At 59.0% G+C, this 15,521-nt stretch carries 11 protein-coding genes and 1 pseudogene; 5 read left to right on the forward strand and 7 right to left on the reverse strand.

Going from position 1 to position 15,521, the window contains the following annotated elements:
• Nucleotides 1-153: 153 nt before the first annotated feature.
• Complete coding sequence (locus tag Enr13x_RS20275) at nucleotides 154-1,194, reverse strand: peptidylprolyl isomerase (protein WP_145388748.1); 1,041 nt, start codon at nucleotides 1,192-1,194, stop codon at nucleotides 154-156.
• A complete protein-coding gene (locus Enr13x_RS20280) occupies nucleotides 1,191-2,519 on the reverse strand; it encodes a hypothetical protein (protein ID WP_197455225.1) in 1,329 nt (442 codons plus the stop codon). Before Enr13x_RS20280 ends, Enr13x_RS20275 begins: the two co-directional genes overlap by 4 nt.
• 218 nt (nucleotides 2,520-2,737) lie before the next feature.
• Here Enr13x_RS20280 and Enr13x_RS20285 point away from each other — a divergent pair, with 218 nt between their 5' ends.
• The 4 genes and pseudogenes from Enr13x_RS20285 to Enr13x_RS20300 all read left to right on the forward strand — a co-directional run bounded on the left by Enr13x_RS20285 (nucleotide 2,738) and on the right by Enr13x_RS20300 (nucleotide 9,090).
• The gene (locus tag Enr13x_RS20285) at nucleotides 2,738-3,901 is read left to right on the forward strand and encodes a DUF1570 domain-containing protein (RefSeq protein ID WP_145388749.1); all 1,164 of its coding nucleotides are present in this window, start codon (nucleotides 2,738-2,740) and stop codon (nucleotides 3,899-3,901) included.
• 96 nt (nucleotides 3,902-3,997) lie between these two features.
• Nucleotides 3,998-5,656, forward strand: coding sequence for an L-aspartate oxidase (gene nadB, locus Enr13x_RS20290; protein WP_145388750.1), 1,659 nt, complete (start codon nucleotides 3,998-4,000; stop codon nucleotides 5,654-5,656).
• 892 nt (nucleotides 5,657-6,548) lie between these two features.
• Nucleotides 6,549-7,683 (forward strand): annotated as a pseudogene (locus Enr13x_RS20295) (transposase).
• A 309-nt stretch (nucleotides 7,684-7,992) separates the two neighbouring features.
• Complete coding sequence (locus tag Enr13x_RS20300; protein ID WP_145388751.1) at nucleotides 7,993-9,090, forward strand: alkene reductase; 1,098 nt, start codon at nucleotides 7,993-7,995, stop codon at nucleotides 9,088-9,090.
• A 15-nt stretch (nucleotides 9,091-9,105) separates the two neighbouring features.
• Here Enr13x_RS20300 and Enr13x_RS20305 read toward each other — a convergent pair whose 3' ends face one another.
• The 5 genes from Enr13x_RS20305 to typA form a co-directional block, all read right to left on the reverse strand.
• Entirely contained in the window at nucleotides 9,106-9,801 is a 696-nt protein-coding gene (locus tag Enr13x_RS20305; RefSeq protein WP_145388752.1) for a sensor histidine kinase, read from the reverse strand.
• Nucleotides 9,789-10,154, reverse strand: a complete 366-nt coding sequence (locus tag Enr13x_RS20310; protein WP_145388753.1) for an STAS domain-containing protein — start codon at nucleotides 10,152-10,154, stop codon at nucleotides 9,789-9,791. The genes Enr13x_RS20305 and Enr13x_RS20310 overlap by 13 nt, the downstream gene beginning before the upstream one ends.
• Before the next feature lie 143 nt (nucleotides 10,155-10,297).
• Entirely contained in the window at nucleotides 10,298-10,849 is a 552-nt protein-coding gene (locus tag Enr13x_RS20315; protein WP_145388754.1) for a hypothetical protein, read from the reverse strand.
• Nucleotides 10,846-11,442, reverse strand: a complete 597-nt coding sequence (locus Enr13x_RS20320; protein ID WP_145388755.1) for a hypothetical protein — start codon at nucleotides 11,440-11,442, stop codon at nucleotides 10,846-10,848. Before Enr13x_RS20320 ends, Enr13x_RS20315 begins: the two co-directional genes overlap by 4 nt.
• A 339-nt stretch (nucleotides 11,443-11,781) precedes the next feature.
• On the reverse strand, nucleotides 11,782-13,608 hold the full coding sequence (typA, locus tag Enr13x_RS20325) for a translational GTPase TypA (protein ID WP_197455226.1): 1,827 nt from the start codon (nucleotides 13,606-13,608) through the stop codon (nucleotides 11,782-11,784).
• Nucleotides 13,609-14,132: 524 nt separating this feature from the next.
• Here typA and Enr13x_RS20330 point away from each other — a divergent pair.
• Nucleotides 14,133-15,482 carry a Na(+)-translocating NADH-quinone reductase subunit A gene (locus tag Enr13x_RS20330; protein ID WP_145388756.1) on the forward strand — a complete coding sequence of 450 codons (1,350 nt, stop codon included), beginning with the start codon at nucleotides 14,133-14,135 and terminating at the stop codon, nucleotides 15,480-15,482.
• The last annotated feature ends 39 nt before the right edge of the window (nucleotides 15,483-15,521 follow it).

Consider the following 15,521-nt stretch of genomic DNA (forward strand, 5'->3'; position numbering starts at 1 on the left):
TCGTCAGTTTCCACTCGACGGGGAAACATTCTGGCATTAACCTCTTCTACAGCGGTGACGACAAGTCGACACCGTCAGCGTCCAGGTGGTTTTGCCCCAACCTCTTGGACGCGTTTTTTTTGCGCCGATCGCAACGTCTCGCCACGCTCCGCTTCACGCACCGGGCGGTTGAAGCGATTTGATGTACCAGGTGATTTTGGCGTTGCTCTGGCGAGCGACCAGCGCGTCGAACAACGCGTTGGCGGCATCGCGGCGAAGCGGATTGAGGTCCGTGACGCTTTCATAGGGAATTTGGTCGAGCTGCTTGTCGTGCACCAGAACCAAGTGGTAACCGAGCGGGCTGCGGACGGGCTTTGACACCGCAGCGGTTTCGGTATCGCGTATCGCATCCATGACCGCAGTCGGCAGGTCACCGGGTTTGGACACCCATCCGATTCCGCCGCCTTGTTTGGCCGTTGCGCCTTCGCTCTCGCCGATCGCCAACTCGGCAAATCGTTTCTTCAGGTTTTCGGGCGAGCCGGATTCGGAATCGAGCTGCGAAGCGATCGTCTGGATCCGTTGTTCGGCGATGGCGTCGGCATCCGGGTTCTCGTTGTCGACCGTGAGGAACAGATGCGAAACGTTCCAACGAGCGGACGAATAGTTTTCCCGATGAAGTTCGTAGTAACGCTTCAAATTGGCGTCCGTCATTTTGCTCTTCAGATACCGGCGCCACGCCGAATCCCAGTCGCGGGCGATTCGAACAGAGCGTTCGTCGGTTTGCCGCTGGGCGCAATACTCGTCCAGGTTGGATCGCTTGCGGCGAAGGTCATCCAAAAACGATTCCCAGTCGCGGTCCAGCAGCGCTTGCAGATTGGCACCGCCCTGCTGGCGGAGCGTTTTCATGGCCAGATGCTGCCGCACGAGCAACGCGGACGACGCCCGTTGGACGTCCTGGCCGACCCGCGAAAGGTCTTTCGCTTTCAGTTTGGAAGTGAGCAAGAAATGGAGTTCGCCGAGAAAGACGGGTTCACCGTCGATCGAAGCGATCGGATCGGTGGGCCGCATCGCCGGTGGTTCAGCGAGCAGTGCGTGTGGCAAAACGAGCAGCGAGATCGGCAGAACGAGCCATGCGACCGGGGCGACGTGCATCCATCGCGCGGTGTGGCGTCGGCAATCGACTGGTGTGCACAAACGTTGGTCGCGGGCGATCATGGCAGGGCGATGTCTTGCAGGACGAAGTCGACTTCGTTGCGAACAACGGATGTCGGGGATTCATAAACGAGTTTGGCGCCCTCAAGTTTGTCGATCTCGAACAGGTACCCCATGCCGACACCGGATTCGTTTTGTCGATACAGTTCATACCCCAGGTTTTCCACCCGATTCCCTTCGGCGTCGCGGACATACACGGGATTTTGAAAGATCCATTGGCGGTGGCTTTCCAGGGCTCGGTCGGCGTCTTTGAGTTCGACCGAGAAGCGAATCTCGTAGAGTGCTCCGTTGCGCTGAACGCGTTCCAGCTCGACCGTCATGGCGTCGACGGTTTGATTGTTGCCGACCTCGGTCAGCGGCAATTCGAAGGCGTGACGTTTACCGGGCAGCAACGATTGGATCGTACCGCGAAGCGATTCGATCCGGGACGGGCTTTCGGTGGGCAGTTCCAGCGGCAGATAGAATTCGCTGAACGCCAATTCGCTATTGGCCGCGATGTCGATCGTGTTTTCGGTCGTTTGGGGTTTCAGCGCTTGGCCGTCATCGAGTTGGCCGGAGAGTTGTGCGACGGGGATGGTCAACCCGATCGGCGTCAGCCCCGGTTGCCAAGTGATTTCCATGGACAGGTTCAATCCGCTTTGTGTGGGTTGATTGAAGACACGGCGGGCGCTGATCGCGGTCGATTCGATGCGATAGACACCGCTGTAGGCCGCCGAGTCGACGCGTGATTGTCGGGTCTCCTGACGCGGAACCAGTTGCAAGGTTTCGCGATCGCCGCCGTAATGGTTGATGTCCAAATTGGATTGGTCCAGCACCAGATCGACGGCATGCCAGAACGAGAGTGGTGCGTTGGACGATTGAATCGGCAGCGATTCGTCGGCGGAGTGTTCAAATTCGATCTCACTTTCTCGGCTGATCACTTCCAATGCTTCGCCGAGCGTTTTGGCGTCGCCCAAGCGGATTCGAATCGCCTTGGATTGCGTTTTCGCCTTCAACGTCATCAGCGCCGCTTTGACGCGCGAGAGCCGTTCGCTGGCTTCGATCGAGAACTCGGGGCGCGACTCGGGCAGATACGGCAAGGCGTCGGCACCGGCCTCGATCAGTGCTTTTTCGGCGGCACTTCGATCACTCGCCTTGCGGGCGTCCAACTGATCGACCCATTCCAACACGTCGGCCTTGGAAACCGGCGGCGTGTCCTCGCGGGTTTCGGCGTCTTGGCCGAGCGCGTTCGGTCCGGCAATCAGACCGATTAGAAGTGCTGCGACCAGCAGGGCTGGGCCGCGGCGACGGGGTGTCGTCCGCAGAATCGTTTCGATCGTTCGATTCATCTCGTCTCCACAAATGCATCCGACCACGAATGAACCACTTTTTGAGCTAGGTTTTGATTGCTCCATGTTACCAAAGCCACCCGCGAGGTTGCGTCAGCCCGGTGAATTCGAGAACGAAAACGTTTGGAATTGCGTTTTTGCACACCGGTAGGCGATCCCAGAACCGGCGGGAAGGCTTGTCATCACTGCCCCACACCTGCAAGAGTCACGCAACCACGATGAATCAAGCCATCACGCGCCGTGAAGTCTCCGTGTTGTCCTTTCTCTCGTCCCGCTCGGCCATTGGATCGCGAAGCTCGGTGAAACGGTTCGCCGCCCAGACGCTGCTGCTGGTGCTGGTCGCCGGCGGGGTGTTGTCAGCCGATCGCTGTCGCGCCGCGGCCCCGGGTCTGATCGAATTCAGTCTGGGGAACAACGCGCTGTTGGGGATCCCGATCATGGACTTCCCTTCCGAGCTGATCGTGTTGGCTCGCGACGGGCAGCTGCACACGTTGACGGGCATAGCGAAAGAGAACATTCGCACGTTGGATGCGTCGTATCAGCCCGCGACGACGATGGAGATGAAGGTCGATCTTCAAAAGGAATTCGGCCGCGACTTTGAAGTCATCAGCACCCAGCATTTTTTGGTCGTCCAGCCGCGTGGACGCGGCGAGCGCTGGCCGGAGTTGTTCGAACGATCGCACCGTGCCTTCGTCGCCTACATGTCGCGGCGCGGCGTCAAGATTCGCCGGGGACGATTCCCGATGGTGGCCGTCGTGATGCCCGATTCCGCGGCCATGTACGCCGAGTTGCAGCGGATGAAGGTGGACGTCAAACGCGTCGCCGGAATCTATGCCCGAGAGAGCAATCGGGTGATCACGCACGACGGTGGGCATTTGCGATTCATCGCCGACACCGTCCGGCACGAGGCGGCGCACCAGTCTGCCTACAATTACAACGTGCATAGCCGCGTCGTGATCACGCCGCGCTGGGTCACCGAGGGCGTCGGGCAAATGTTTGAACCCGAAACGATGGTCGGCGGTCAGTCCGGACTGCAAACGCGAGACCGCGTCAATCAATCCAGTTTAAATCAAATCAAAACCCGATATGACGGTGGCCGCTCGCCTGAATTTGCCGAGGCGGTTCGCGATCTGGTCGGCACCAACGAGATGTTCAACAATCCCAAGACGACCGGCGACGCCTACGCCGTTGCCTGGGCGATGATGTTCTACTTGGCCGAGCGTGAACCGGAGCGGTTTCAGGCGGTGCTGTCGGGAACCGCATCCCGGGGGACCTACCAGCCGTACGATCGGTTCGCCCGCCTGAATGACTTTGAGCGTTGGGTGGGAACCGACATCGATCAATTTGCGAAAAAAGTGTCTTGGTTTCTCAAGTCGCTTTAGCCAGGATGTTTCAAAAGAAAGGCCGAGGGCGTAGACTAACGGGTTAGGTCGCAGTCCGCGTCCACCCTGAAACCGCCCGCCTGGGACTTTCCACTGATGATGACGCCGCGATATCTGGTCCCTTTTGACACGCGTCACGCGGTCCACAGGTTCACGGATGTCTTGATCATCGGCGGCGGACTTGCCGGTCTTCGCGCGGCCAACGCCGTCGATTCTCACCTGCGAGTCTTGGTGGTCACCAAAGATGTGCTGCGAGAATCCAACAGCACCTACGCCCAGGGCGGGATCGCCGGTGTGCTGGATCCCGAAGATCGCTTTGAAAATCACATCCGCGACACGCTGGTCGCCGGTGCCAACCTGTGCGACGTCGACGTCGTCAACATGGTCATTCGCGAGGGACCGGGACGGATCGAAGAACTGGTCCGTTGGGGCACCCAATTTGATCTGGAAGAAGGCGTGTTGGAACTCGGTCGCGAGGGCGGCCATTCTCATGAGCGAATCGTTCACGCCCAAGGGGACGCGACCGGCGCGGAGATCATGCGTGCGGTGATTCAGCGGACGCGGTCACTAAAAAACGTTCGTATCCTGGAAAACACCTTCACCATCGACCTGCTCACCCATGGCGGACAATGCCGGGGCGCGATCGTTTCCGAAGACGGCGGAGCACCGATGATGGTCTGGGCCAAGGAAACCATCTTGTGCACCGGCGGTGCCGGCCAGATTTTTCGCGAGTCGACCAACCCCGCCGTGGCGACCGCCGATGGTTCATCGTTGGCCTATCGCGCGGGCGTTCAATTGAGCGACATGGAATTCATGCAGTTCCACCCCACGGTGCTGTACATCGCCGGTTCCTCGCGTTCCTTGATCACCGAAGCGATTCGCGGCGAAGGCGCCCATCTGGTCGATCCCGACGGCCACCGGTTCATGCCCGACTATGACGAGCGGGCCGAGTTGGCGCCGCGTGATGTCGTCAGCCAATCGATCATCCGTCAGATGCAGGCGACCTCGCATCCCTGTGTCTACCTGGATCTTTCTCATCTGGATGCCAAGCATGTCGTGGCGCGGTTTCCGGGCATCGCCGAACTCTGCGCCAAGTTCGGTTTGGATCTCGCCAGTGATCGCATCCCGGTTCGCCCCGGGGCACACTACATGCTCGGCGGCGTGACGGTGGATCGTCAGGGACGCACCAGTCTGCCGGGATTGTGGGCGGCCGGTGAGGTGACCAGCAGCGGCTTGCACGGCGCGAATCGATTGGCCAGCAATAGTCTGCTCGAGGGGCTGGTCTATGGTGCGGCCGCCGGCGGGGCAGCGTCCCGATCGGCCAGCGAAGGAGACCATGAAATGCGGGCGATGCAGATTCGTCAGTCCGCGACGTCACCCACCGAGTCATTCGACATCGATGATGTTCGCATCTCGCTGAAAAGTCTGATGGGGCGATTGGTCGGAGTCGAACGCGATGCGGAAGGGTTGCAAAAAGCGGCCGACACGATTCGTTCCTACGCCGCGTACGCGATGAATCATCAATTCGAAGATGAAGCCGGCTGGGAATTGCAGAACCTGCTGACCACCGCCGCAATCATGGTTTCCTCGGCCATGGTGCGAACCGAATCTCGCGGCGTTCACTTTCGCAGCGACCATCCCGCGCAGAACGATGAACAATGGCGCCGCCATCTGACGGTCCAAATCAACGTCGACGGCGGTTATCCCCAACGCGGCGCCTTGCTCGAGCCGGACCCGGTGACGAGTAGTCGCTGAGTTTGGGGGGCGTCGTTCTTTCTCGTTCCAAGGCTGAGCCTTGGAACGCAGTGGAATTTTGGAAGTCACCCTCCCGTGTGCGGGAGGGTCGAGCGCAGCGAGGGGAGGGCTTCCGCAATTGATGCTTCATCGTTGCAAACAGCTTTGACGTCGCAACAACTCTCCCTTCAAGAGGCCGTGCAGGTTTTAAGTTGTGGATAGTAAAGGGATTTGGTCACTCTCGCCCTGGAAGAGTTGAGCTCAGCGAGGAGAGGGTTTGGGGTGCGGATTTGGGCGCGCCTCTCAATCTTGAAATGAGCGCCGCGGTTCACCGATCGACCTCCCCTCGCTTCGCTCGACCCTCCTGCCAGGAGGGTGACTTTAGAACTGCACGACCTCTCAGAGGGGGTTCTTCGTGGATTTTAGTGGCTAATCGCTCAGGCCCCAGGTTTTTCGAGGCATTGCTGCGATGTCCGAATGGGGAGAGCGAGGACAAACGCTCTGTTCAAACGACCCTCCGCCGACACGGGGGCCGGCCGAGGGCACGAAGCACCTTCGGCGCATCGCAGACCAGGTGATTCCTTGGCGGGTTGCTCCTCAGCCGCCGCAGGCCACAAGTGACCAAATGATTCCGAGGAACTGGGTGTGAGGATTATCATGTCGGATACGCGGCGGGTCGTGGAGGCCGTTCTCTACGTGGTGCTTCGTGCCCGCTTCTCAGCCTGGTCCCGGGAGTTTGCTTGAAAATGACATTGGTGGCTCGCCTCACGGCGTTGACCCCGTTTGAGAGAATAACAGAGCCCTACTCCCGCGCCTGCCGCGTTTTTCCGTTGAAGTCACCTTTCGGAGTTCCGCCATGGCCAAGAAGAAATCCTCTGGGAAACCTAAGCGTCGATCACGTGGTGGGTTTCCGATTGACAACGCACCCGTTCCACAATCACTTGACACAATCAACTTGAACGCTGCCGGCATCGATATTGGTTCGACCCAGCACTATGTTGCCGTGCCCTCCGATCGCGACTCATCACACGTTCGCTGCTTCGGCACCTTTACATCCGATCTGGCGTCGCTCGCAGATTGGTTGGAAGAGTGCGGCAATTTGTGTTCTGCGTTCTTACATGCGGCAACGAGCCATGCTCGTCGCCAACGCGAGCGAGCATATCCAACGGATGCAGAAGGCGATGATGGAAATGAATGTCCAGCTCCATCACGTCATTTCGGACATCACCGGCACCACTGGCCTTGCCATTTTGGATGCCATTGTTGCGGGCAGTCGAGACCCTCACCTACTCGCAAAACTTCGCGATCCAAGGTGCAAAAATGACGAGTCGACGATCGCGAAAGCTCTGGAAGGCAATTGGCGTGAAGAACATGTATTTGCGTTAAAACAGGCTCTGGAACTGTACCGTTTTTACGGTTCCAAACTGTCGGAAGTCGATTCCAAGCTTGAAGAACATTTGGGTACATTTTCCGACCGAAGTGACGGTGAGATTCTGCCGAAGCTGAAGGCTCCTAAAGCTGGAAGCAATAGCCCCCGGTTCGATATGCGCAATCAGCTCTACCGGGTGCTGGGCGTCGACATGACGACCATTGATGGGATTAGCGGTCAATCCGCAATCACACTGATTTCTGAAATCGGTACCGACATGAGTAGGTGGGCAACAGAGAAGCATTTCACTTCTTGGCTTTGCCTATGTCCGGGCAGTAAGAAGACAGGTGGGAAATTGCTCAGTGGTAAAACACGTACAAGTGCGAACCGAGCCGCCGCCGCACTTCGAACAGCCGCCGCGTCCCTGGCACGATCAAACTGCGCCTTAGGAGCGTTCTTTCGCAGGATCCGTTCCCGTCTTGGTTCACCCAAAGCGATCACGGCGACGGCCCACAAGCTCGCGAAAATAGTTTATGGGATGCTGAAGTACGGGAGGGAATATGTCGATGTCGGCAACGACTATTACGAACAGCAATACAAGAAGCGAGCAATGGAAAACCTGGCGAAACGGGCAGCTGCACTCAACCTGCGAGTGGTCCCCAATGAACTAGCTGGGTAGGAAGTTCCTTGAGAGCAGAGCCCGCCTCCGCTTCACCTGGCTTCGCCATCCTACCGAACAGAACCATCGGACATCGCAGTCATCCCTCAAAAAACCTTCCCCGAGTATTCGAGAGCACCCGCTAAAATCCGCGAAGAACCCTCAAAGGGAGGATTGCGTTACTTCTTAGAGGAGCCCGCCGCTTCACTTGGGGCGCTCACGCGATCGCCAAGCTTTCTCGCACCTGTAAGAGTCTGCTCTGGACCGAGTAATAGACTGCAGTGACTGTTCCTGCTCCCGTACTCGTTTTGTAAAAGGCAGCCGACACCGATGTCCCAATCGCCCAACTTGATGCAACCCTTTGATCTGCGCGGCCTGCCGTTGGCCAATCGCGTGGCGCTCGCACCGATGACGCGCGCCCGGTCGGGCGGTGACCGCGTCCCGAAATCACTGATGGCGGAGTACTATCGTCAACGCGCAACCGCGGGGTTGGTGATCACCGAGGCGACGGTGATTTCGCAGCAGGCAATCGGATGGGTGGATTCACCGGGAATCTACACCGATGAAATGACCGAGGGTTGGAAATCGGTGACCGAGAGCGTGCATGAAGAAGGCGGAAAGATCTTCATGCAGCTGTGGCACACCGGCCGGGCTTCGCACAGCAGTTTTCACGGAGGCGATCTGCCCGTGGCGCCGTCGGCGATCAAGATCAACGGCGATTCCATCCACACGCCGTACGGGAAAGAACCCTACGAGGTGCCGCGCGCGTTGACGACCGGCGAGATTCCCGGCATCGTCGCCGACTACCGAGCCGCCGCCGAACGCGCCAAACAAGCCGGCTTTGATGGCGTCGAAGTTCACTCGGCCAACGGCTATTTGCTGGACACGTTCTTGCAGTCCAAAACGAATCACCGTGACGATGCGTACGGTGGCAGCATCGAGAATCGGTATCGGATTGTTGGTGAAGTCGTCGAAGCGGTTTCGGAGGTCTTTGGCTCGGAGCGCGTCGGCGTTCGTTTGTCGCCAAACGGCGTCTTCAATGACGTGGGTTCACCGGACTATCGCCAGCAATTCACGTTTGTCGCCCAACGTCTTGATCGATTGGGTCTGGCCTACCTGCACGTCATGGACGGGTTGGCGTTCGGGTTTCATGAACTCGGCGACCCGATGACGCTGGGCGAGTTCCGTGAGGTCTTTGGTGGACCGTTGATGGGCAACTGCGGGTACACGCAAGCAACGGCCGAGCAGGCGATTGAATCGGGGGCGGCGGACCTGATTTCGTTCGGTCGGCCCTACATCAGCAACCCGGACCTGGTGCGCCGCTTTGATGAAGGCCTGGAGTTGGCACCCGAGGCCGAGATGGCCGATTGGTACCAGCCCAACGGCGAGTCGGGGTACACCGATTTCCCGTCGTACCAAACGGTCTAATCTGTCACTGGATGTTTACAACGTCATGCTGACGGTGGTCGGGCCGCCGGGGGCGGATTCGACCGTCACGGTTTTGCCGACCAATCGGGCGCGGCCTTTCATGGAGCGAATGCCAAACCGATTCGGATCGATCGCGGCGGGATCGAAACCGGTTCCATCGTCAACGATCAACAACCGATCGGGCAGGCAACGGATCGAAACGTTGTTTGCGCTGCCGTGCCGCGTGGCGTTTCGCAACGCTTCGATCAACACACGATAGGCGGTGGTCGCTCGATCGCGGTCCCAGTTTGAATCGCAGACCGGGCTTGCCGGGTCGACGTCCCAGACGATCTGGCAATCGGCGCCACCAATTCGATTGGCGGTGTCTTTTGCCGCGGCCAACCAGGACAACTGATCCAGTTCGGGCGGATAGATTTGGGTCAGCAAATTTCGCGCGACGGCCAACGCTTGTTTTAGCCAATCGTCGGATTTAGCGATGCGATCCAACAGCGGCGCCGCGGCAGCGGTTGTGGATTCATCGACCGTTCGCGAAGCGGCTTGCAGATTTGCCGATGCGGCAAAAATCAACGGGATCAACAGGTCATGGATGTCATGACCGATCTGCGAACGTTCCAGATCAATGATTTGGGCGGCGGTCAATTCGGAAGATTGCGATTGGGAATCCTCCGCGTCGCCGTTGCCCGTCACACCGGTGGGGCTCAACCGAACCAACCTTTCTTTTCAAAGCTGGCGATCGCCTTGTCTTCACTGCCCTGAATGTCGAACAGCTTGTTCAACTTCGTGATTTTGAAGACTTCCAAGACGTTCGGCGAGACTTCACAGAACTTCAGTGCAACGCCCTGGGCTTTGCATCCTTTGTTCAGCATCACCAGTTTGGTGATCATCGCCGACGACATGAACGAGACGCCACGAAAGTTCAGCAATAGCTTTTTGTGGGTTGCCTGGGGAACGGCGTCTTGCAGTTCACGGCCGACTTGCTCGATCCGTTGACTGTCGAGAATCTTGCTGTCCATGAAGCCGACAACCAAGATTTCGCCGTTGTTTTCCGTTGTGGTGGCGGACATTGCGAGTGGTTCTGAGAGGGAAGTGACAAGCGGAAGCGGGATGGCTCGTCGCGAAAGCTCGCCCCATCCAGCCGCTGTAGATTAGCAGCGTAGGGTCCCCGTCGCAATTCTCCGGCCACCAAACGGGATCGGAGAGGTGAAAATTACTGCTCGGACTTTCGGAACACACCCTTGGCGTTGACCATCACGGTGTTGACGGCTGGGTTGTATTGCGCCATTCCGGTGACGTAAACGATGTCGCCCTTGTCCAGGGCCAGCGATTGGCGGGCATCGCCCTCCAGAATGCTGCCGTCAGCTCCCTTGAACTGGACGATCGCCCGGGGGGCATTTTCCAGTTTCCGCTTGCAAAACGGGCAATTGTCGGCGTGCTCGGGATCGTCCTCGCCATGTCCCTCGTCGGGCAGCTGGGAAATCATGAATGCCAGTTGTCCCGGCTGGAACGGATCGGCCGCACCGGCATCGATCCGGCCGCCCAAGACGACGGAAATCTCGTCCGTCCCCGCTTCTTTGATCTCCGTCGGCGTCACGATTTCGCCTTCCGGCATCTCGGTCAAGACGAGCGATCCGTCTTGCGTGGCTGTCGACCCGAGGCTGGCCGGGGACGCGTTTTCGAAGCTCGTCTCGGAGCTGTCACCACAGCCGACGAGTGTCAAACCCGTCAGCAGCGCGGCGGCGTAGGGGAATCTGGACATCATTTCGCGTCCTTCTTTAGCGTTTCAATTGCTTCGTCGATCGACTTGCTGACGTCGTCGTATTGCTTGCCCTTGGCTTTGCTCTCTTCGCTACCATGCAGACCTTGATCGACCGCGGCGAAATCGTCCAACAGTGATTCGACTGCCGCGGCCGCCGCCGTTTTCTGTTCGGAATCGTCCATGGTTTGGATCAAGTTCTCGGTCGCGATCAGGACTGCGCCGATGTGGTGCAGCGGATCGTGAGCGGCGTCGGCGTCACCGGCGGCAAATCCGTCACGGATCGTGTCGCGCAGTGATTCGATCTCTTCGACGGCTTCGGACAAGGACTCGAAGTCATGGTCGTGCGCGTCGCCATGCTCGTCGTGGTCGTGCCCTTCGTGGTCAGCGTGGTCATGGTCGCCGTGCTCGTCATGATCGGCGTGCTCGTCATGATCATGGCCGTCGTGGTCATGGTCGCCATCGTCGTGGCTGTGGTCGTGATCCGAATCGGACGCCTCCGTCACCGTCGTGGTCGATTTGTCTTGGCAACCTGGCAGGGCGGCAAAACAAAAGGCGGCAAGAAATCCCAGGGTGAGCGAGAACGATTTGGACGTCATCGATTTGGTATCCGGCGAGGTGAATGGGGGATGCCGCTGGCGTTGAGGGGCCCGCGGCCGGGGGAACCTATACATTATCACGTTCTACGTCGAATTGGCCAATCGGTTCGCCGGATGGGATGAGTCGGGGGGCAAAACGATAGGGGCAAAACGATGGGGTGGCAAAACGATGGGGTGGCAGAACGATGGGGTGGCAGAACGATGGGGGAGTTGCGTAAGTCGCGCTGTTGGCGACATCCCAGTCGTTCCTAGAGGATGAGGCATCCGGCAGGCACAGCATCTCCTTGTCTCCCCCTCTCCTTGTCTCCCCCTCTCCTTGTCTCCCCCTCTCCTTGTCTCCTACTTCCGGCTATTTCGCCGGCGGTCGGACTCTTTGAGCAAGATTTTTCTCAGGCGGATGCTTTCCGGGGTGACTTCGACCAACTCGTCGTCTTCGATGTATTCCAACGCCGCTTCCAGTGACATGTCGCGTGGCGGTTTCAGGATCACGTTTTCGTCGCTTCCAGAAGCCCGCATGTTGGTCAGTTTCTTCTCGCGACAGGGGTTCACGTTCATGTCGTTGTCGCGAGCGTTTTCGCCCACGATCATGCCTTCGTAGGTTTCCACGCCGGGGCCGACGAACAAGTCACTGCGGTCCTGCAGGGCGAACAGTGCGAAGGGCATCGTTTTTCCGGAGACCATCGAGATCAACACGCCGTTGGCACGCCGAGGGACTTCGGGTTCGACCGGGCGATAGCTATCGAATCGGTGGTGAATCTGTGCGGTGCCACGGGTCGCATTGAGCAATCGGGTTCGCAATCCGATCAGTCCGCGCGAGGGGATGGTGAATCGGAGCAGGCTGTAATCGCCGCGTTGCTTCATTTCCTCCAGCGTTCCGCGCCGCAAGCCGACCAGCTCCATCACAGGGCCCATCGCGTCGGTGGGGACTTCGACCCGCAACGACTCGAACGGTTCGTGGGGTTTGCCATCGATATCGCGATTGATGACGCGCGGTTTCCCGACGCTCAATTCATAGCCTTCGCGGCGCATCGTTTCGATCAAGATGGCCAAGTGCAGCACGCCACGTCCTTTGACCGCATAGGACTCGGTGCCGGGGATCAATTCGACGCGGAGGGCGACGTTGCGTTCGAGTTCTTTTTCAAGACGTGCCTTGATCTGCCGCGTGGTGACGTATTTGCCTTCGCGGCCCGCCATCGGGGACGAGTTGACGGCGAACACCATTTCGAGGGTGGGTTCGTCGACGGCCGGCCGGTCGAACGGGTTATTCGCGTCGACGGCGGAAACCGTGTCTCCGATCTCGACGTTCTCGAAGCCTTCGATCGCCACGATATCACCGGCGCTGGCCACCTCGGTTTTCGCGCGTCCGAGATTATCAAACACGTACAGCCCGGCAATCTTCTGTTTGACCGGCCCCCCTTTCTGATGCAGGTCGATCGTCTGGCCGGCGCGAATCTGGCCCGATTGGATTCTTCCCACGGCGATTCGTCCCACGTACTCACTCCAGTCAAGCGTCGTCACCAGCATCCGCAGCGGAGCTTCGGCGTCGATTTCGGGACCCGGCAAGTGATCGACCAACAGATCCAGCAGCGGCCGCATGTCATTGTTGGGCTGGTCGGGGTCGGTGGTCGCGAATCCCTCTCTGGCGCTGGCGTAGACGTAGGCGACCGAATCGAGTTGATGCTCGCCACCGAGGTCGGCCAACAATTCGAGTGCCTCGTCGAGCGCCTCGTGCGATCGCGCATCGGGACGGTCGATCTTGTTGACCACGATGATCGGCTTGACCCCCGCCGCCAGTGCTTTCTCCAAGACATAACGCGTCTGTGGCATCGGTCCTTCGGCCGCGTCGACCAACACCAAGCAGCCGTCGGCCATCGTCATCACGCGTTCGACTTCACCGCCAAAATCCGCGTGCCCCGGCGTGTCGATCAGGTTGATCTTCACGTCGCGGTAGGGGATCGCGATGTTTTTTGACAGAATGGTGATCCCACGCTCACGCTCCAGATCATTCGAATCCAGGATGCAGTCGCCCTTGAGTTCGGCGTCGCGGAACTGACCGCTTTGCCGCAGCAAACAATCAACGAGCGTGGTTTTTCCGTGGTCAACGTGGGCGATGATGACAACGTTTCGAATATCGGTGCGGCGATCAGCCAAAGTGGAGTTGGTCACGAAAAACGCTTGCAGGGTAATGGAGAGACTTCGAAGGGACTCAGCGGGCCGTTGACGCGGCACCGTTGTGGGGAGGGGGTTTCGATTTGTTTCGCGACGAAAATCGGTAGGAATTGAGGATTCGCGCTAACCGTTTGAGTCACAGAAACGAAATGGAATTTTCCTTGTCGGATAGATAGTGAATACGCTTGGACGATTTCTCGCTAGACCTTTCCCGCCGTGCGGGTGACAGCTTCGCTAGCCGCTCGCACAGGCGTTCCGTCGGCCCTAAGGGTTTTGCGAGGGTCGGTCTCCCGTCTGCGGATCGGTGTACCGTTGCGAGTTATGGTCAGCTATGTAATATTCCCTAGCCGAGGAACTTGCCGTTTTCGTTTGCCCACCGACGTGGGCATTTGCTCGATGCTCGCTTGTGAAAAAAATCACAAAGTGCCCCGTATCAGCTTGATCCTGCGGCGCCTGATATCGCCCCCGCGTTCGTTTTCGTCCCCGCGTTCCATCCCGCGTTCAACCGTTTTTCGAAGCCTATGATCACGATCAAAGAAGGATTGGATCTTCCGATCCTCGGCACGCCCGCTCAGCACATCGAAGTCGCCAAGCCGGTCACGCAAGTGGCGTTGGTCGGGGACGACTACATCGGCATGAAGCCCACGATGTTGGTGGCTCCTGGGGACAAGGTGAAATTGGGTCAGCCGCTGTTTACCGACAAAAAAACCGAAGGCGTGACGTACACCTCGCCGGCGGCGGGAACGGTTGCGGACGTCATTCGCGGCGAAAAGCGAAAATTTGAAGCCGTGGTCATCGACGTCGATCCTTCGCCGACCGAAGCGGATCGCGTCAAATTCGACGTCGGCGACGTCAACGCGATGGACGCGGTGGCCTTGACCGAACTGCTGGTCACCAGCGGGCTGTGGACGGCGATGCGGACGCGGCCGTATGGCAAGGTGCCGGCGCCGGGCACGAAACCGAGTTCCATTTTTGTCCAGGCGATCGACACCAACCCGCTTGCCGCCTGCCCGGCCACGGCGATGGCGGACCGCAAGGATCAATTCATTTTGGGGCTCACTGCGATCACCAAGCTGACCGACGGCACCGTCCACGTTTGCAAGGCTCCCGGATCGGAGATCCCGGGCGGCGCGGTCGACGGTGTGACGGTCACCGAGTTCGGCGGCCCCCACCCGGCCGGACTGGTCGGCACTCACATTCACGAACTCGATCCGGTCGGGCCGACCAAGACGGTCTGGTACCTGGGTTATCAAGACGTGATGGCGATCGGCGCCCTGCTGACGACCGGCACGTTGGATGTGCGACGCGTGATTTCGTTGGCCGGCCCGGTGATCGGCAAACCACGTCTGTTGGAAACCCGCATCGGTGCCGACATCAGCCAGTTGGTTGACGGCGAGTACGACGCCGACATCAAAGTCCGTCAGATTTCGGGTTCGGTGCTCTGCGGGCGGACCGCCAAGCCGCCGCACAACTTCCTGGGACGCTTCCACACCCAGATCTCGGTGATTCAGGAAGGCGACGAGCGAGAGTTTCTCGGCTGGCAAAAACCGGGGTTTGACAAGTTCAGCACGACCCGCGTGTTTGCTTCGACGATGTTGCCGAACCAGAAGTTTGCCTTCACGACCAGCACCGGCGGCAGCGAACGGGCGATGGTTCCCCTGGGGACTTACGAGAAAGTGATGCCGCTGGATATCTTGCCGACGCAATTGCTTCGCGCGTTGATTGTCCGCGACACCGACCAGGCCCAGCAATTGGGCGTTCTGGAATTGGAAGAAGAAGACTTGGCGTTATGCACCTTCGTCTGTCCCGGAAAATATGAATATGGCTCGTTGCTTCGCGAGAACTTGGCCACGATCGAGCGTGAAGGCTGATCCGAACCGTTCACAGACACCTAGCGGACGCGGCGGGGA

It is taken from the genome of Stieleria neptunia, from assembly GCF_007754155.1.
Taxonomy (GTDB): Bacteria; Planctomycetota; Planctomycetia; order Pirellulales; family Pirellulaceae; genus Stieleria; species Stieleria neptunia.